Here is a 16,385-nt window from a genome sequence, read left to right as displayed (position 1 = left end):
TCGCGATCGTGTACCGGGCCGCGGTCGTCCTGAACGGAGTGATCGCCTGGCTCAACTATTTAACAGACACACCCTAGTGCCGATGCGTCGCGTTCCGCTCTCGTAGCGCTCGTTCCGGCTTCCTGCGCGTAGGATGGCAGCAGGGATGGATCGGCGAACGCTGATCAGGTCTGGGGGAAGTTCGCGACCCGGGCGGAGAAGCCGACATGAAGATCCTCATCGTTGAAGATGAAGAGCGCGTATCCGAGGTGCTCAGCGCGTTCCTGCGCCAAGCAGGCTACGAGACCGTCTGCGTGGCCGAGGGCGCCGCGGCTCTGGAGGCTCTCGGCTCGGACATCGAGGCCGTCCTCCTGGACCTCGGCCTGCCCGATATGGACGGGCTCGACGTCTGCCGGCGGATCCGCGGGTTCTCGGGCGTTCCGATCATCGTCGCGACGGCGCGGAGCCACGTCGAGGAGCGGATCCGCGGGCTCCACGCCGGCGCCGACGACTTCGTGGTGAAGCCCTACGACGTGAGGGAGCTGGTCGCGCGCATCGAGGCCGTGACCCGTCGCACGCGCCTGCTGCCGGCGGACTCGGACGAGGTGTCGGGTGTGGACGTCGACGGCGTGTACATCGACGTCATGAACCGGCTCGTGCTGGTGGACGGCGCCGCGGTCGAGCTCACCCCCAAGGAGTTCGACATCATCGCGGTCCTGGCGCGCTACCCGGGTGTCGTCGTTCCGCGGGACCGGATCATCCGCGAGGTCTGGGGCACGGACTGGAGCGGCTTCCGTCGTTCCCTCGAGGTGCACGTGGCCTCCATCCGGCGCAAGCTCGACCGCGCGTCGCTGATCGCGACCGTCCGAGGTGTCGGCTATCGATTGACTGGTGCCTGAGATGAAGCCTGGGTACGTTGTAGTCCTCGATCGAGACGATCGAGGCGCGCCCTACGAACAGCGAGAAATCGCTGTTCGCTTCACGAGCGCGGGAGTCGGCTATCGATTGACGGGTGCGTGACCCGTGCGCCGACGGCTCATCATCGTGTTCCTGGTGCCGATGGCGGCGATCCTGCTGGCGCTCGCGGGAGCCTACGCGTGGAGCGTCGCGAGAAGCATCCAGCAGGAGGTCTCGAACCAGCAGCTCAGCGACCTCAGCTACTTCCTCACCGGAACCCGACAGGCCCTGCGGGCGGGGAATCCCGCCATCGTCGAGAACGAGATGAGGCGATACAGCGATCTCTACGATGCCCAGATCGCCGTCTTCGATCGATCCGGCGCGCTGTGGGCCTCGGGAGGGCTGCGGCCGGGGACGCTCGACGAGGGGACCACGACCCTGATCGGGCTGGCGCTCTCCGGGCGCCGCAGCGAACCGCTCCCCGCCGTTCTGCCCTGGGAACTCGGCGAGACGACCCTGGTCGAGCCCGTCTTCGACGACGGCAATGCGATCGGAGCGATCCTGATCTCGGCGAGCGCGGAGACGCCGCGCAGCGAGATCCTCACGCACTGGACGCTTCTCGTCGCGGTCGTCGTGTTCATCATCCTGGTGCTGTTCCTCGCGGTGCTCCGTCTCGCTCACTGGGTATTGCGGCCGCTGCGACGGGTCGACCGGGCGATGGTCGCCATCGAGCACGGCGAGATGGATGCGCGCATCTCCGACGACGCGGGACCTCCGGAGATGCGGCGCATGATCCGGATCTTCAACCAGATGGCGGAGGAGATCGAGCGGGTCGTTCTACGTCAGCAGGAATTCGCCATGAACGCCTCGCATGAGCTGCGCAACCCGCTCGGCGCGCTGCTGATGCGCGTCGAGTACCTCGCGACCGGGCTCGACGGCTCCTGGGAGGCCGAGGTCGAGAAGACCCGCGAGGAAGGGCGCCGGATGTCGCGGATCCTCGAGACGCTGCTGAGCATGGCGACGGCGGGGCAGCAGGACTCGTCGTTCGCGGCCGTGGAACTCGTCGAACTGGCGGCGGGCCGGGTGCAGGGCTGGAGCCGGGTCGCGCGCGAGAAGGGGATCGCCCTGACCGTGGATGGCGAACCGCCCGTGCTGAGTCTCACCGATCGCACGTCCGTCGAGAGCGCGCTCGACGCCGTCATCGACAACGCGTTGAAGTTCGCCCCATCTGGCAGCACGGTCGAGGTGACGGTGCGCGATGACGACGAGGGGTGCCTCATCGGGGTGCGGGATCACGGGCCCGGGATCTCCGCCGAAGAGCTGGAGCAGGTGACCGGCCGGTTCTGGCGCAGCCCGCGCGACCGCAACCTCCCCGGGTCGGGACTCGGGCTCGCCATCGCCACCGATCTCATGGACGCCCTGCACGGCAGCGTGCAGCTCTCGACCCCCGAGGGCGGCGGCCTGAGCGTCGTCCTGCGGCTCCCGGCGGGCGGATCCTGATGCGAGCGGGACGGATCCGGATGAGAACGGCTCGGGCGATCGGTGCGGGTCTGCTGCTGATGCTCGGCCTGACCGCTTGCGGCGGGTCGCCCTACGCGGACGATGGACCGTACCGGATCGCGGGCGGCGGCACCGGCGGCGTCTACTACGACTACGGGGGCCGGCTCGCCGACGCGCTGCAGCAGGGGCTCGGCATCGACATCGCCGTCGTGGAGACGCACGGATCGGTCGACAACCTGCTGCGGGTCGGTTCCGGCGACGCGCTCCTCGGGTTCGCGCAGGGCGACACGGCGGCCGATGCGATCGCCGGGACGGGCGCCTTCGACGCGCCGCTGCCGGTGCAGGCCGTGGCGCGCGTCTACGACGAGTACGTGCACGTCGTCGTGCCCGCCGACTCCGAGGCGGAGGGAATCCGAGACCTGGCGGGTCTGCGGATCTCGCTCGGAGCGGAGAACTCCGGGGTCCAGGTGATCGCGGCGCGGGTGCTCGGCTCCTCCGGTGTCCTGCTCGACGGAGTCGAGAACCCTGCTCTCGGGCTCGACGCCTCGATCGAGGCGCTGCGGAACGGTGAGATCGACGGCTTCTTCTGGGTCGGGGGACTCCCCACGCCCGGCATCGAGGGGCTGGCGGCGGCCATGCCGATCCGGCTGCTGCCGGTCGAGGCGGAGGCGGTGGACCTGGCGAACGCCGGGCACGCCGGCGTCTACCGGCTCGCCGAGTTCCCCATCGGCATCTACGGGATCGGGACGCCGACCGCGACGATGACGGTGCCGAACTACCTGGTCGCCGCGACCGCCGCCCCCGACGAGCTGATCCTGGAGGTGACCCGAACGCTGTTCGAGTCGCGCGCCGCGATCGCCCGGCAGGTCGCGGCGGCAGGATCCCTCGACCGCCGCCAGGCCATCTTCACCGGGCCGATGCCCCTCCACCCGGGAGCGGCGGAGTACTACGTCGCCGTGCGGCACTGAGCCGGCGAAGTCCGCGATCCTCCGGAACCTCAAGAAACGCTCAAGGCGACCCTCAAGAAACACTCAAGGGCCATGACCCGGCGGCTCCGACGTCTCTAACGTGAAGGCGATCGATCGGTTCAAGGACGAACGTCACTCGCAGCATCCCGCAGCGGGCGGGCGCCGCGTTGAACCGGCGCAGCCAGGCAGACTCCTGCAGCGCGCGAGACGCGCCGCGGGTCGGGATCCAGAGATGGAGTCGTGATGAGTGCGAGTGAACCGCTGGTCGTCGTCGAGAACGTGCAGAAGCACTACGGGGACTTTCAGGCCCTGACCGACATCGAGCTGACGATCGGGAAGGGCGAGGTCGTCGTGATCATCGGCCCCTCGGGTTCGGGCAAGTCGACGCTGTGCCGTTCGATCAACCGCCTGGAGACCATCACCAGCGGCACGATCCGTATCGACGGCAAGGATCTGCCCGCCGAGGGGAAGGCGCTCGCCGCATTGCGCGCGGAAGTGGGCATGGTGTTCCAGTCGTTCAACCTCTTCGCGCACCTGACGATCCTCGAGAACGTGACCCTCGGGCCGATCAAGGTGCGAGGCATGCGCCGGGCCGACGCCGAGCGCGAAGCCATGGAGATCCTCACCCGCGTCGGAGTCGAGAAGCAGGCGTCCAAGCTCCCCGCGCAGCTCTCGGGCGGTCAGCAGCAGCGCGTCGCCATCGCGCGATCGTTGGCGATGCACCCCAAGGTCATGCTCTTCGACGAGCCCACCAGCGCGCTCGACCCCGAGATGATCAACGAGGTGCTCGACGTGATGATCGGCCTGGCGAAGGACGGGATGACGATGATCGTCGTCACCCACGAGATGGGCTTCGCGCGCAAGGCGGCCGACAGGGTCGTCTTCATGGCCGATGGGCAGATCGTCGAGCAGGCGGAGCCGGAGGAGTTCTTCACGAACCCGAAGAGCAGCCGCGCGAAGGACTTCCTCTCCAAGCTCATCACCAGCTGAACCCCTGGAGCCCGGGCCGGCCGGTTCCGCGCCCGGCGCCCCGACACCGACCAATCGAAAGGAACACATCATGCGATTCACGAAACCACTCGCCGCGGTGGGACTGCTCGCCGCAGCCGCGCTGGTGCTCACCGGCTGCAACAGCGGCAGCCCGGCCTCCTCCGGCGACGACGCCGCCCCCGAGGTCTCGGAAGAGGTGGCGCTCGAGGGCAGCCCCACCTTCGATGCGATGCAGCAGCGCGGCAAGGTCGTCATCGGCGTCAAGGAGGATCAGCCCGGTCTCGGCTACCTCGACAGCGTGACCCAGGAGCGCAGCGGTTTCGACGTCGACATCGCGCGCTGGATCGCCGGCTCGCTCGGTTTCGACGAGAGCAAGATCGAGTACAAGCCGATCGCCTCGGCCAACCGGGAGCAGGCGATCATGAACGGCGATGTCGACTACTACGTCGGCACCTACTCGATCACAGACAAGCGCAAGGCCGACATCGACTTCGCCGGGCCGTACTTCATCACGGGCCAGGGCCTGCTGGTGAAGCAGGGCGGCACCGACTACCAGTCGCTCGAGGAGCTCGCGGGCAAGACCGTCTGCTCCGCGACCGGCTCGACCCCGATCCAGAACATCAAGGAGAACTTCCCGGAGATCAAGACGCAGGAGTTCGACCTCTACTCGGCCTGCGTCGAGAACCTCGTCAGCAATCAGGCCGACGCGGTGACCACCGATCAGGCGATCCTGATCGGCTACGCGGCGCAGGATCCTGAGAACCTTATGGTCACGAGCGGCCCGCTGCTCACCGAGGAGCGCTACGGCGTCGGGCTCTCCAAGGGCGACGATGCGCTGCGCGCGCACATCAACCAGCTGTTCACCGACGGCGGTGCCGAGTGGCAGCGCATCTTCGACAAGAACCTCGGCGAATCGGGGATCGTGGTCGAGCAGCCCCAGGTGGACGCCTACTAACCGCTGATGCTCCCGGGGGCGGCGCGCACTCACCGCCCCCGGGTCTCACACAGGAGAGGAAGACGGATGGACGTCATCTTCGGCAACCTCGATCTCTGGGGAACGGCGATCACGAACACCCTGCTGGTGTTCGCCGGAGGAGGTCTGCTGGCGCTGGTGCTCGGCATCATCGTCGGCGGGATGCGGGTGTCGCCCGTACCCATCGCCCGGGGCGTCGGCACCCTCTACGTGAACATCGTTCGCAATACCCCGCTGACCCTGGTCTTCTTCTTCTTCGTCTTCGGCTACTCGGCGCTCGGCTTCGCGAACAAGGTCGAGCCCATCGTGCTGGGGATCCTGGCGATCGGCATCTACACGGCCACCTACGTGGCGGAGGTGCTGCGCGCCGGCATCAACACGGTGCCGGTCGGCCAGGCCGAGGCCGCGCGAGCGATCGGCCTGCCGTTCGGCCAGGTGATGAGCCTGGTCGTGCTGCCGCAGGCCTTCCGCTCGGTCGTGCCGCCCATGATGAGCGTGTTCATCGCGCTGCTCAAGAACACCACCGTCGCCGCAGGCTTCTCGGTCGCCGAGCTCGCCGCGATGCGGGCGACGATCAACGACGCCGCGGGGCGGCCCGGCAACCCCATGGAAGTGCTGCTCTGGGTGGCGCTCGTGTTCGTGGTGCTGGTGCTGCTGATGAGCCTGGTCCAGAACCGGCTCGAGAAGAAATGGAGGATCGCCCGATGAGCACCTCAGTCCTCTACGACGTCCCCGGCCCGAAGGCGATCCTGCGCAATCGCCTGCTCGCGGTCGTGACCATCCTGGCGGTCGCGGCGATCCTCGCCTTCTTCGTCTACCGTTTCGCGCAGACGGGGCAGTTCTCGGCGCAGAAGTGGGGGCTCTTCACCTACGCCACCATCTGGCAGCAGATCCTCGCCGCGCTCGGCAAGACCCTCGCCGCATTCGGCGTCGCCGCGGTGCTGAGCATCTTGCTCGGCTTCGTGCTCTCGATCGGACGGCTCTCCGATCACCGCTGGGTGAGCGTGCCGTCCACCGTCATCACCGAGATATTCCGGGCCGTGCCCGTGCTCGTGATGATGATGCTGCTCTACTACGGCCTGCCGTCGGTCGGGGTGAAGATGGATCCCTACTGGGCCGTGGTGATCGCGCTCGTGGCCTACAACGGTTCGGTGCTCGCCGAGGCGCTGCGCGCCGGCGTCGAGTCGCTGCCGAGGGGTCAGAAGGAGGCCGGGTACGCGATCGGTCTGCGCAAGAGCGGCGTGATGCGTCTGATCCTCCTGCCGCAGGCGATCCGTGCCATGCTGCCGGTGATCGTCGCCCAGCTCGTCGTCACCATGAAGGACACCGCGCTCGGCTTCATCATCACCTATCCCGAGCTGCTCTACCTCGCGAAGCAGTTCAGCAGCAACGTGCAGTTCGGTCGCCCGCTGCTGCAGTCGGCGTTCGTGATCGGCGGCATCTACATCGTGATGTGCCTGCTCCTGTCCGGGCTGGCGAAATGGTTGGAGATCCGCATGGGGCGAGCCCCGAAGGCGGGAGGCGGCGCGGCCGGCGACGCCGCAGGCCCCGGCACGGCCCCGGTGCAGCCCGGAGATCCGCGCCTGCACGAATCGGGCACGGTCACCGAGGTCATCGCCACGCAGGGTGGCAGACTGGCACCGTGACGTTCGCGGAGCTGGACTGGGGCCTGTTCGCCCTGCTGCTGCTCGCCGCCTTCGCCGCGGGGTGGATCGATGCCGTGATCGGCGGTGGCGGCCTGCTGCAGCTGCCCGCCCTGCTCCTCGTGCCGGGCATCACCCCGCTGCAGGCGCTCGCGACGAACAAGCTCGCCTCGGTCTTCGGCACTGCGACGAGCAGCGTCAGCTACGCGCGGACGGTGCGACCGGATCCGCGGATGGTCCTGCCCATGGCCGGGATCGCGCTGGGCGGGGCCTTCGCGGGGGCGTCGGTCGCCGCGTTCCTCCCCGCCGAGGTGTTCAAGCCCATCATCGTGCTGGCGCTGATCGCGGTCGCGCTCATCACGCTGCTCAAGCCCGCGCTCGGTGCGGTGACGCGACTCCGGCATCGCGGCGCGCGCCACGCGGCGGTCATGTGGGCGACCGGCCTGGCCATCGGCTTCTACGACGGCGTACTGGGGCCGGGCACCGGCACCTTCCTGGTGATCTCGCTCGTCGGACTGCTCGGCTACGACTTCCTGCGCGCGAGCGCGAAGGCGAAGATCGTGAACTTCGCCACGAATCTCGGCGCACTGCTGTTCTTCGTCCCGATCGGAGCGGTCCTCTGGCCGCTCGGCCTCGCGATGGGCGCGGCGAACGTCGTCGGCAGCCTGCTCGGCTCGCGACTCGCGATCGCGAAGGGGACGCGCTTCATCCGAACGCTGTTCCTCGTCGTGGTCGGCGCGCTCATCGTGAAGCTCGGGCTCGACGTCTGGGGCGAGAACCTTCGCTGACCCGCCGCGCGGTTCCTTCCCGCGCGGCGGGCGGGCTCAGCCGGCGTAGGTGTCGACGGCGAGGACCTTGACCTCGATCTGGTTGCCGTTCGGCGCTGCGTAGCTCGCGCTGTCGCCGACGTTCAGTCCGAGGATCGCAGCGCCGAGGGGGCTCTCGGCGCTGTAGACGTCGAGGTCGCTGCCGTCGGCGAGCTCGCGGTTGCCCAGGAGGAAGCGCTCCTCGTCGCCGAAGATCTCGGCGGTGATGACGGTGCCGATCTCGACGACGCCGTTCGCCTGCGGCGCCTGGCCCACGACCGCGCGTTCCAGGAGCTCCGTGAGATCGCGGATGCGGGCCTCCATCTTGCCCTGCTCGTCCTTCGCGGCGTGGTAGCCGCCGTTCTCCTTGAGGTCGCCCTCTTCGCGGGCGGCCTCGATGCGCGCGGCGATATCGCGACGGCCCGGGCCGCTCAGTTCGTCGAGCTCGCCCTTGAGCCGATCGTAGGCGTCCTGCGTCAGCCAGGTCTGCTTGTCCGGCATCTCAGCCCCTTTCCACGGGTCAAGCCCCGGCGTGCCGGGGCTCTCCGGCCGAGTCTATCAGGGCGCCGCGGCCGCGGCTCAGTCGGATTCGACGATCCAGCAGCTGTGCACCCGGGCCGTCGTGCCCGGGTAGGTGGTGGTGATCGTCTCGGTGAAGCTCCGGGTGCGCTGCTCGCTCGGCGGCAGCTCCAGGACTCGCCACCCCACCGTCGCGAACGACTCGCTGAGGGCTTCGATCGCGCAGGCGACCGGTGCTCCGGCCGGCGCGGTCACGTCGAAGTCGAGCGCCACGGTGCGGGAATCGCGCACTTCGTAGTGCACGACCTTCGCCTCGATGCCGGCGGCGGTCTCCCAGTTGCTGAAGAACAGCACGACGGTGCCGAGGAGCACTGCGGCGCTCGCCAGCGTCCAGCCGACCCGTCGATCGATGCCGCGCTGCCGGGTCCGCCCGTAGCGCTCGTCGAGCCGGTCGGCGGGCGGCGTGGTCACGTGATCCTCCGGAGGAGCGGGGTCGGAGCCCGGCGCTCTGCGATCGCCGAGCATCCGAGCAACTAGACTGGTGTGCTGTTGCCAGCGTACCGGGCCCGCCCCGAGAGACGCATGTGAGGGGAATCCCATGACAGTGAACAGCCGAGGGCTCAGGTTGATCGCGGTGCACGCGCATCCGGACGACGAATCGAGCAAGGGCGCCGCCACCTATGCGCACTACATAGATGCGGGCGCCGAGGTGCTGATCGTCAGCTGCACGGGGGGCGAGCGCGGCGACATCCTGAACGAGCTGATCGCGCGCGACCCCAAGAGCCGCCGCGATCTGGCCGGCCTGCGTCGCGCCGAGATGGCGCACGCGCGGGAGATCATCGGCTTCGAGCATCGCTGGCTGGGGTACCAGGACTCGGGCCTGCCGCCGGAGGGGACTCCCGTGCCGAAGGGCAGCTTCGCCGACGTACCGGTCGAGATCTCCGCCGAGGCGCTCGTGCGCATCGTGCGCGAGTTCAAGCCGCACGTGATGATCACCTACAACGAGCAGGGCGGTTACCCGCACCCCGACCACATCCGCTGCCACGAGATCTCGATGCGCGCCTGGGAGCTCTCGGGCGATGCGGAGGCGTACCCGGATGCCGGCGAGCCCTGGGAGATCTCGAAGGTGTACTACGAGTCCATCTTCAACGCGGATCGGGTGATCAAGGTGTTCGAGGCGTTGAAGGCGAAGGATCCCGACTCGCCGCTCGTGGCGCAGGCTGAGGAGATGATGGGCTGGTTCACGCGTCGCCCGAGCGACGCCACGGCACGCGTCGAGGTGGGGCGCTTCTTCGAGCGACGCGACGAGGCGCTGCGCGCGCACGCGAGCCAGGTGGCGCCCGACAGCACGTTCTTCTTCTGGCCGAACGAGCTGCAGCGCGAGGCCTGGCCGTTCGAGGACTACCGTCTGGCCGCTTCCCGGGTGCCCACGGACGCCGTCGAGACCGATCTCTTCCAGGGCATTGTCGGCGGGGTCGGCGATGATGGAGCCGAGCCCCGAAGCCCCGCATCATAAGGAGCCCCATGAGCACCCCGATCCTGTACGCCGTCTCCCTCGCGGCCGAGCTGGAATACGATTCGCCCGGTGCGATCCCGCCGGTCGCGTTCCTCGTGACGGCCATCTTCGCGGTCGCGGTGTTCCTCCTCGGCTTCGATCTTGTGCGCCGGATCCGCCGCAACCGGTTCCGGGCCGAGATCCAGGAGGGTCTCTCGGCCGAGCTCGCCGAGCGGAACGGCGTCGGGACGGAGCCCGGCGACTCGGGCCCGCAGGCCGACGGCCCGACCAAGGCCTGATCCGTGGGCACGGCGAGCAGTACCATCCCGCCCGCCGGCGATCCGGGGCGCGTGCTCGCCGAGGTCTTCGGCTTCCCCTCCTTCCGCGGCGACCAGGAGGCGATCGTCCGCCATGTCGCGTCGGGCGGCGATGCGGTCGTGCTCATGCCGACCGGTGGCGGCAAGTCGATCTGCTATCAGGTGCCCGCACTCTGCCGCGAGGGGACCGGGGTGGTGCTCTCGCCGCTCGTCGCCCTGATGCACGACCAGGTCGCCGCGCTGCGTCTCGCCGGGGTGCGCGCGGCTGCGTTGAACTCGGCGATGTCGTTCGAAGAGCGGGTCGAGGTCGAGCGGGCCTACGCGGCGGGAGAATTGGATCTGCTCTACCTCGCGCCCGAGCGGCTGTCGACGCCGGGAGCCGTCGAGCTGCTGCAGCGCGGCAGGGTCGCGCTCTTCGCCATCGACGAGGCGCACTGCGTGTCGCAGTGGGGCCACGACTTCCGCCCCGACTACCTGCGCCTGGGCGCGCTGGCCGAGCTCTGGCCCGACGTGCCGCGGGTGGCGCTGACGGCGACGGCGACGCCGGCGACCCATCGCGAGCTCACCGAACGGCTCCACCTCGACCGTGCGCGCCACTTCGTCTCGAGCTTCGACCGCCCGGGCATCCGCTACCGCATCGTGCCGAAGACGAAGGTGCGGGATCAGCTCGTCGCCTTCGTGAAGGGGGAGCATGCGGGCGAGGCGGGAATCGTCTATGCGCTCAGTCGCAAGAAGACGGAGCAGGCCGCGGCCTGGCTGCGCGAGGCTGGCGTCGACGCGGTCGCCTACCACGCCGGCCTGCCGGCGGAGCAGCGACTCGAGGCCCAGACGCGGTTCCTGCGCGAGGACGGGGTGGTGGTGGTCGCGACCATCGCCTTCGGCATGGGCATCGACAAGCCCGACGTGCGCTTCGTCGCCCACATCGATCTGCCGAAGTCCGTCGAGGGGTACTACCAGGAGACCGGTCGCGCGGGCCGCGACGGTGCGCCCGCGGAGGCGTGGATGGCCTACGGGCTCGCCGACGTCGTGCAGCAGCGGCAGCTGATCGAGACCGGTGACGGCGACAAGGCCACCCGGCGGAACCAGCTCGCGCATCTTAACCAGATGCTGCAGCTCTGCGAGATCACGAGCTGCCGCAGACAGTACCTGCTGAGCTATTTCGGGGAGCAGTCGAGCGGACCCTGCGGCAACTGCGACGTCTGCCTGGATCCGCCCAGGCTCTGGGACGCGACGGTGCCCGCGCAGAAACTGCTCTCCACGGTGCTCCGCATCGGCAAGGAGCGCGGGCGGACCTTCGCGGCCGGCCAGCACATCGACGTGCTCCGCGGCACCGAGAGCGATCGCTCCCGCGCGCTCCGGCTCGACGAGCTCTCGACCTGGGGAATCGGAGCGGATCTCTCGGTGGCGCAGTGGCGGGGCCTCGTGCGCCATCTGCTCGCGGTCGGCGTGCTCGAAAGCCGAGGGGAGTGGGGCGTGCTCGCCCCGACCGAGGCGGCGAAGCCGATCCTGAGCGGCGACGAGTCGGTGATGATGCGGGAGGAGGTGATCGCGCGTCGCGGCACCGGATCGACCGGGGCGAAACGCTCGGCAGCGTCCGCCGATCTCACCGCCGAGCAGTCGGAGATCTTCGAGCGCCTGCGCGCCTGGCGCCTCGGAGAGGCGCGCGAGCAGTCCGTGCCGCCGTACGTCGTGTTCGGCGATGCGACGCTGCGGGCACTCGCCGTGCACGAGCCCCGGAGCCCCGAGGCGCTGCTCGAGATCAGCGGCATCGGGCAGGCGAAGCTCGATCGCTACGGCGACGCCGTGCTGCAGGTGCTTGCCGAGCACAGCCTTGCCGAGCACAGCCTCGCCGAGAGCGCACCCGCCGAAAGCGGTCTCGCCTGAGGGTTTCCACATATATGCAGATCTGAATCTGTGGACTCCGTACACTCGTGGCTATGACGTCGCGCTCGCCCCAGCCGTTCCCGGACCCGGAGAGCCTGTCGCTCCCGCTGCTGGAGGACGCGCTCGAGCATCAGGCGCCGGAGGCCGAGGCCCTCGCGGCCGCCGAGGCGAAGCCGCGCTGGCGCGGCTGGATACACGCCGGCACGTTCCCGATCGCGATCGCCGCGGGAATCGTGCTCGTCTCCCTCGCCCACGGCCCGCTCGCGAAATGGGCGGCCGCGGTCTACATGCTGACGAGCATGCTGCTCTTCGGTGTCTCCGCGCTCTACCACCGCTTCGACTGGAAGCCGAGCACCAAGCGGGTGTTCCGCCGGCTCGACCACGCGAACATCTTCCTGCTGATCGCCGGCACCTACACGCCGATCGCACTGCTCGCGCTGCCGCTCGGCAAGGGGATCCTCCTGCTGATCCTCGTCTGGAGCGGCGCGCTCCTCGGCATCGGCTTCCGCGTGTTCTGGATCGGCGCCCCGCGCTGGCTCTACGTGCCGCTCTACATCCTGCTCGGCTGGGCGGCGGTGATGTTCCTCGTCGACATCTACCGCGCGAACCCGGCGACGATGATCCTCGTCATCGTGGGCGGACTGCTGTACACGCTCGGCTCGGTCGTCTACGGGATCAAGCGGCCGAACCCGGTGCCCGGCGTCTTCGGCTTCCACGAGATCTTCCACGCGCTCACGGTGCTGGCGTTCCTCTGCCACTGGACGGCGGCACTGCTCATCGCCCTCGACCCGGTCTACCTGCGATAGCGCCGGGACCGGCCGCACTCGATACACTCGCAGAGTGAACCCCGAGCGAACCGCGCCGCGCCCCGGGCTGCTGTACCGCCTGTACCAGCGTCGGCTGCGCCGCGAGATCGACCCCGCACGGGTGCCCCACCACATCGCGATCATCGTCGACGGGAATCGCCGCTGGGCCAAGCAGCGGCTGCAGGAGCGGGTCAGCGTCGGCCACCGCGCCGGTGCGCGCAAAGTCCCGGAGTTCCTGGCCTGGTGCGAGGCCGCGGGAGTGAAGGTCGTCACGCTCTACCTGCTCTCGACCGACAACCTGAGCGGCCGCGACGACGGGGAGCTGCAGGACCTCTTCGGCATCATCTCCGGCCTCGCCGGCGAACTGGCCGAGATGCCGGAGTGGCGGGTGAAGCACGTCGGCAGCGTCGACGGGCTCTCACCCGAGCTGGTCGACGCGCTCGCACGGGCCGAGGAGCGCACGAAGGATCGGGCCGGCCTGCACATCAACCTCGCGGTCGGGTACGGCGGGCGCAGCGAGATCACCGCCGCCATGCACAGCGTGATCGCCGAGCACCAGGCAGCCGGAGGCACGATCGAGACGCTCGCCGAGCGGCTCACACCCGAGACGATCGGCGCGCACCTGTGGACGCGCGGACAGGCCGACCCGGAACTCGTGATCCGGACCTCGGGCGAGCAGCGTCTGAGCGACTTCATGATCTGGCAGTCGGCCTATTCGGAGTTCTACGTCGTTGAGGCGCTCTACCCGGATCTGCGCGAGGTCGACCTCCTGCGCGCCCTGCGCGACTACTCCACCCGGCAGCGCCGGCTCGGACGATAATGGACGCATGGCCATCGATACCGCAGAGCTCCCGGATCCCGACGACCTGCCGCAGGACCCCGAGGACCTCCCGCCCGCGAACCTGAATCCGGGCTGGCTCAGCGAGGACGAGCTGGCCTTCGTGCGAGGGCGACTGCCCATCGTCTACGTCGAGGCCGTGCCGGTGCGCGTGGACGGGCAGGGGCGCGTCACCGAGGTCGGGCTGCTGCTGCGGTCGACCCCCGAGGGGGTCATGACGCGCGCGCTCGTGTCCGGGCGCGTGCGCTACGGCGAGACGGTCCGCGACGCGCTGTTCCGCCACCTCGAGAACGATCTGGGGCCGATGGCTTTCCCGCTGATCCCGGCGTCGCCGGTGCCGGCGCAGGTCGCCGAGTTCTTCCCGCTCCCCGGGGTCTCCACCTACATCGACGAACGGCAGCACGCGGTCGCGCTCGTCTACGTCGTCCCGGTCACGGGCTCGTGCAGTCCGCGGCAGGACGCGCTCGAGATGACCTGGATGACACCGGACGAGGCGCTCGCCGCCGGCACCCTCGCCGAACTGGTCGGGGGGAGGGGCCGGCTCCTGCGTCAGGCGCTGGCGTCCGTCGGCTGCTGACGACCGCTACCGCCGGGCGAGAAAGGCCTCGAGCTCCTCGCGCGCGGCGTGGTCGGGCTTCTGCACGGGAGGCGACTTCATGAAGTAGGCCGAGGCGGCCTCGACCGGCCCGGCGAGGCCGAGATCCTTCGCGACCTTCGCGGAACGGATCGCATCGATCATGGTGCCCGCCGAGTTCGGCGAATCCCAGACTTCGAGCTTGTACTCGATGCTCAGCGGCACATCGCCGAAACCGCGGCCCTCGAGACGCACGAAGGCGAACTTGCGGTCGGTCAGCCACGGCACGTGGTCGCTCGGGCCGATGTGCACGTCGCCCTCGGGAAGGTCGACGTCGATGTTCGAGGTGACCGCCTGGGTCTTCGAGATCTTCTTCGACTTGAGGCGGCTGCGCTCGAGCATGTTCTTGAAGTCCATGTTGCCGCCGACGTTGAGCTGGTAGGTGTGGTCGAGCGCGATGCCGCGGCTCTCCATGAGGCGGGCCAGCACGCGGTGCGTGATGGTGGCGCCGACCTGGCTCTTGATGTCGTCGCCGACGATGGGCAGGCCTGCGGCCACGAACTTCGCCGCCCACTCGGGGTCGCTCGCGACGAACACCGGTACCGCGTTCACGAAGGCCACGCCCGCGTCGAGCGCGGCCTGCGCGTAGAACTTCACGGCCTCGTCGCTGCCCACCGGAAGGTAGCACGCCAGCACCTCGGCGCCCGAGTCCCGCAGGACCTGGGCGACGTCGACCGGTTCGGCGCCCGACTCCTCGATCTCGTCGCGGTAGTACTCGCCGAGGCCGTCGAGGGTCGGGCCGCGCTGCACGGTGACGCCGAGCGACGGTACGTCGGAGAACTTGATGGTGTTGTTGTGGCCGGCCCAGATGGCATCGCCCAGATCCTTGCCGACCTTGTCCGCGTCTACCTCGAACGCGGCCACGAACTCCAGATCGGAGACATGGTAGCCGCCGAGCCGCACATGCATCAGACCGGGGACCTGCTCGTCGTCGGCGGCACCGCGATAGTACTCGACTCCCTGCACGAGCGAGCTCACGCAATTCCCGATACCCGCGAGGGCCACCTTTACTGTCATCGCACCAACACATCCTTCGGATCCGGCTCGCTGAACGCGTGCACACCAAAGAACGATTTTACTCCCCTCGGCATGTCCGGCAATTCGCACTGCTCCGTTCGCGCCGGCGTCGCGGGTTTGTACGCTGGAGGGGACGCGTCTCGAACGGGCGCGCATCGAGCAGCCGAGGAGGACCATGCCGGGCGACGAGACGCATGAGATCACGGCGCTCGCGATCGCCGCGGCGCGGGAGGCCGGCGCGCTCGCGCTCGAGGGGTTCCGCGCCCGGGACCTCCGGGTCGATCTCAAGGGCGACATCCACGATCAGGTGACCGCGTACGATCGCGCGGCGGAGGCGCGCATCCGCGAGCGGATCCTCGACGCCTTCCCCGATTCCGCGATCGTCGGCGAGGAGGACGGGGCGCATGCGGGATCGGGACCGCTGACCTGGTACGTCGACCCGATAGACGGCACCGCGAACTTCGCCCGCGGGATCGCGATGTGGGCGGTGAGCATCGGGGTCGCCCGGGGCGGGGAGATGATCGCGGGGGTCATCTTCGACCCGGCGAACGATCAGCTCTTCTGGGCGGATGACCGTGGCGCGTTCCTGAGAGACGGCCTTCGGGGCGACGACGAGCCGCTCCGGAGCTGGGGGCGCACCGATCCGTCGCAGGCGACGGTCGCGCTGAACTTCCCGCTGGCACGGGACCTCGTGCATCGACCCGAGCTGGCGCTCGAGCAGTTCTCGGCGGTGACGCGCAGCTTCGCTCAGGTGCGCGGCCTCGGCAGCACCTGCATCGCACTGGCGTGGATCGCGGCCGGCTGGCTCGACGTCACCGTCTCGTTCGAGACGAACCCGTGGGATGTCGCCGCGGGCGCCTTCATCATCCGGCGCGCCGGAGGCATCTATCGCGGGTACCGCGACGGCGCGATCCTGCCTGAGGCGCACGACTACCTCGCACCCCACTACTACGCCGCGATCCCGGACGGAGACTTCGAGCTGCTGCACGAGATCATGCGGACGCAGAGTCGGCGCCCGCTCCCGGTGCGACCGGCCGGGTAGCGCCCTGGGGTACGGTGCCTGACCGGGTCGCACGGAGGCCGCGGCGGGCTCGGCGGGGCGGGAGCCGTCAGCGCTTC

18 protein-coding genes are annotated in these 16,385 nt (G+C 69.3%); 15 read left to right on the top strand and 3 right to left on the bottom strand.

The window, feature by feature from the left end:
• Positions 1-206 precede the first annotated feature (206 nt).
• The 8 genes from ACFPZL_RS04435 (at position 207) to ACFPZL_RS04400 (ending at position 7,738) form a co-directional block, all read left to right on the top strand.
• Positions 207-878 (top strand): response regulator transcription factor, encoded by a 672-nt coding sequence (locus ACFPZL_RS04435; protein WP_218115501.1) that lies wholly within the window; start codon positions 207-209, stop codon positions 876-878.
• A 124-nt stretch (positions 879-1,002) separates the two neighbouring features.
• Positions 1,003-2,376 carry a sensor histidine kinase gene (locus tag ACFPZL_RS04430; protein WP_218115503.1) on the top strand — a complete coding sequence of 458 codons (1,374 nt, stop codon included), beginning with the start codon at positions 1,003-1,005 and terminating at the stop codon, positions 2,374-2,376.
• A gap of 20 nt (positions 2,377-2,396) precedes the next feature.
• Complete coding sequence (locus ACFPZL_RS04425) at positions 2,397-3,344, top strand: TAXI family TRAP transporter solute-binding subunit (RefSeq protein WP_236022061.1); 948 nt, start codon at positions 2,397-2,399, stop codon at positions 3,342-3,344.
• A 243-nt stretch (positions 3,345-3,587) separates the two neighbouring features.
• Entirely contained in the window at positions 3,588-4,334 is a 747-nt protein-coding gene (locus ACFPZL_RS04420) for an amino acid ABC transporter ATP-binding protein (protein ID WP_382331228.1), read from the top strand.
• Positions 4,335-4,404: 70 nt separating this feature from the next.
• Entirely contained in the window at positions 4,405-5,289 is an 885-nt protein-coding gene (locus tag ACFPZL_RS04415; RefSeq protein ID WP_218115505.1) for a glutamate ABC transporter substrate-binding protein, read from the top strand.
• A 66-nt stretch (positions 5,290-5,355) separates the two neighbouring features.
• Complete coding sequence (locus ACFPZL_RS04410) at positions 5,356-6,015, top strand: amino acid ABC transporter permease (protein WP_218115506.1); 660 nt, start codon at positions 5,356-5,358, stop codon at positions 6,013-6,015.
• Positions 6,012-6,953 (top strand): amino acid ABC transporter permease, encoded by a 942-nt coding sequence (locus ACFPZL_RS04405; protein WP_236022062.1) that lies wholly within the window; start codon positions 6,012-6,014, stop codon positions 6,951-6,953. Before ACFPZL_RS04410 ends, ACFPZL_RS04405 begins: the two co-directional genes overlap by 4 nt.
• On the top strand, positions 6,950-7,738 hold the full coding sequence (locus ACFPZL_RS04400; protein ID WP_218115509.1) for a sulfite exporter TauE/SafE family protein: 789 nt from the start codon (positions 6,950-6,952) through the stop codon (positions 7,736-7,738). The genes ACFPZL_RS04405 and ACFPZL_RS04400 overlap by 4 nt, the downstream gene beginning before the upstream one ends.
• Before the next feature lie 36 nt (positions 7,739-7,774).
• On the opposite strand, the gene greA is transcribed toward ACFPZL_RS04400, so the two are convergent.
• Both greA and ACFPZL_RS04390 read right to left on the bottom strand, forming a co-directional pair.
• Positions 7,775-8,257 (bottom strand): transcription elongation factor GreA, encoded by a 483-nt coding sequence (gene greA, locus ACFPZL_RS04395; RefSeq protein ID WP_218115511.1) that lies wholly within the window; start codon positions 8,255-8,257, stop codon positions 7,775-7,777.
• A 78-nt stretch (positions 8,258-8,335) separates the two neighbouring features.
• The gene (locus ACFPZL_RS04390; RefSeq protein ID WP_218115512.1) at positions 8,336-8,746 is read right to left on the bottom strand and encodes a DUF4307 domain-containing protein; all 411 of its coding nucleotides are present in this window, start codon (positions 8,744-8,746) and stop codon (positions 8,336-8,338) included.
• A 127-nt stretch (positions 8,747-8,873) separates the two neighbouring features.
• Between ACFPZL_RS04390 and mca the strand changes: the two genes are divergently transcribed.
• From mca to ACFPZL_RS04360, 6 genes are read left to right on the top strand one after another with little or no spacing between them, the layout of a single operon-like run.
• Positions 8,874-9,791 (top strand): mycothiol conjugate amidase Mca, encoded by a 918-nt coding sequence (mca, locus tag ACFPZL_RS04385; RefSeq protein WP_218115515.1) that lies wholly within the window; start codon positions 8,874-8,876, stop codon positions 9,789-9,791.
• 8 nt (positions 9,792-9,799) lie between these two features.
• Positions 9,800-10,069, top strand: a complete 270-nt coding sequence (locus ACFPZL_RS04380) for a hypothetical protein (RefSeq protein WP_218115517.1) — start codon at positions 9,800-9,802, stop codon at positions 10,067-10,069.
• 3 nt (positions 10,070-10,072) lie between these two features.
• Positions 10,073-11,971, top strand: a complete 1,899-nt coding sequence (recQ, locus tag ACFPZL_RS04375; RefSeq protein ID WP_236022063.1) for a DNA helicase RecQ — start codon at positions 10,073-10,075, stop codon at positions 11,969-11,971.
• A gap of 53 nt (positions 11,972-12,024) precedes the next feature.
• Positions 12,025-12,777, top strand: coding sequence for a PAQR family membrane homeostasis protein TrhA (gene trhA / locus ACFPZL_RS04370; RefSeq protein ID WP_218115519.1), 753 nt, complete (start codon positions 12,025-12,027; stop codon positions 12,775-12,777).
• Positions 12,778-12,811: 34 nt separating this feature from the next.
• Positions 12,812-13,597 carry a polyprenyl diphosphate synthase gene (gene uppS, locus ACFPZL_RS04365; RefSeq protein ID WP_218115520.1) on the top strand — a complete coding sequence of 262 codons (786 nt, stop codon included), beginning with the start codon at positions 12,812-12,814 and terminating at the stop codon, positions 13,595-13,597.
• Between the two features lie 7 nt (positions 13,598-13,604).
• Positions 13,605-14,192: an NUDIX hydrolase family protein gene (locus tag ACFPZL_RS04360; protein WP_218115521.1), complete on the top strand. Its 588-nt coding sequence runs from the start codon at positions 13,605-13,607 to the stop codon at positions 14,190-14,192.
• Positions 14,193-14,198: 6 nt separating this feature from the next.
• Here the strand turns inward: ACFPZL_RS04360 and ACFPZL_RS04355 are convergent, their stop codons facing one another.
• A complete protein-coding gene (locus tag ACFPZL_RS04355; protein WP_218115522.1) occupies positions 14,199-15,266 on the bottom strand; it encodes an inositol-3-phosphate synthase in 1,068 nt (355 codons plus the stop codon).
• Positions 15,267-15,441: 175 nt separating this feature from the next.
• Between ACFPZL_RS04355 and ACFPZL_RS04350 the strand changes: the two genes are divergently transcribed.
• Complete coding sequence (locus ACFPZL_RS04350) at positions 15,442-16,308, top strand: inositol monophosphatase family protein (protein WP_218115524.1); 867 nt, start codon at positions 15,442-15,444, stop codon at positions 16,306-16,308.
• The last annotated feature ends 77 nt before the right edge of the window (positions 16,309-16,385 follow it).

Origin of the sequence: Leucobacter soli (assembly GCF_042659205.1) — a bacterium.
In the GTDB taxonomy this organism is placed as follows: Bacteria; Actinomycetota; Actinomycetes; order Actinomycetales; family Microbacteriaceae; genus Leucobacter; species Leucobacter soli.
This window is presented reverse-complemented; position numbering and strand designations above follow the sequence as displayed.

What these genes read in the sequence shown, in the direction of transcription:
- ACFPZL_RS04435 (WP_218115501.1), top strand. Translation starts at nt 207, where the DNA reads ATGAAGATCCTCATCGTTGAAGATGAAGAGCGCGTATCCGAGGTGCTC.
- trhA (WP_218115519.1), top strand. Translation starts at nt 12,025, where the DNA reads ATGACGTCGCGCTCGCCCCAGCCGTTCCCGGACCCGGAGAGCCTGTCG.
- ACFPZL_RS04405 (WP_236022062.1), top strand. Translation starts at nt 6,012, where the DNA reads ATGAGCACCTCAGTCCTCTACGACGTCCCCGGCCCGAAGGCGATCCTG.
- greA (WP_218115511.1), bottom strand. Translation starts at nt 8,257, where the DNA reads ATGCCGGACAAGCAGACCTGGCTGACGCAGGACGCCTACGATCGGCTC.
- ACFPZL_RS04420 (WP_382331228.1), top strand. Translation starts at nt 3,588, where the DNA reads ATGAGTGCGAGTGAACCGCTGGTCGTCGTCGAGAACGTGCAGAAGCAC.
- ACFPZL_RS04355 (WP_218115522.1), bottom strand. Translation starts at nt 15,266, where the DNA reads ATGACAGTAAAGGTGGCCCTCGCGGGTATCGGGAATTGCGTGAGCTCG.
- ACFPZL_RS04360 (WP_218115521.1), top strand. Translation starts at nt 13,605, where the DNA reads ATGGCCATCGATACCGCAGAGCTCCCGGATCCCGACGACCTGCCGCAG.
- mca (WP_218115515.1), top strand. Translation starts at nt 8,874, where the DNA reads ATGACAGTGAACAGCCGAGGGCTCAGGTTGATCGCGGTGCACGCGCAT.
- ACFPZL_RS04410 (WP_218115506.1), top strand. Translation starts at nt 5,356, where the DNA reads ATGGACGTCATCTTCGGCAACCTCGATCTCTGGGGAACGGCGATCACG.
- ACFPZL_RS04350 (WP_218115524.1), top strand. Translation starts at nt 15,442, where the DNA reads ATGCCGGGCGACGAGACGCATGAGATCACGGCGCTCGCGATCGCCGCG.
- ACFPZL_RS04380 (WP_218115517.1), top strand. Translation starts at nt 9,800, where the DNA reads ATGAGCACCCCGATCCTGTACGCCGTCTCCCTCGCGGCCGAGCTGGAA.
- ACFPZL_RS04415 (WP_218115505.1), top strand. Translation starts at nt 4,405, where the DNA reads ATGCGATTCACGAAACCACTCGCCGCGGTGGGACTGCTCGCCGCAGCC.
- ACFPZL_RS04425 (WP_236022061.1), top strand. Translation starts at nt 2,397, where the DNA reads ATGAGAACGGCTCGGGCGATCGGTGCGGGTCTGCTGCTGATGCTCGGC.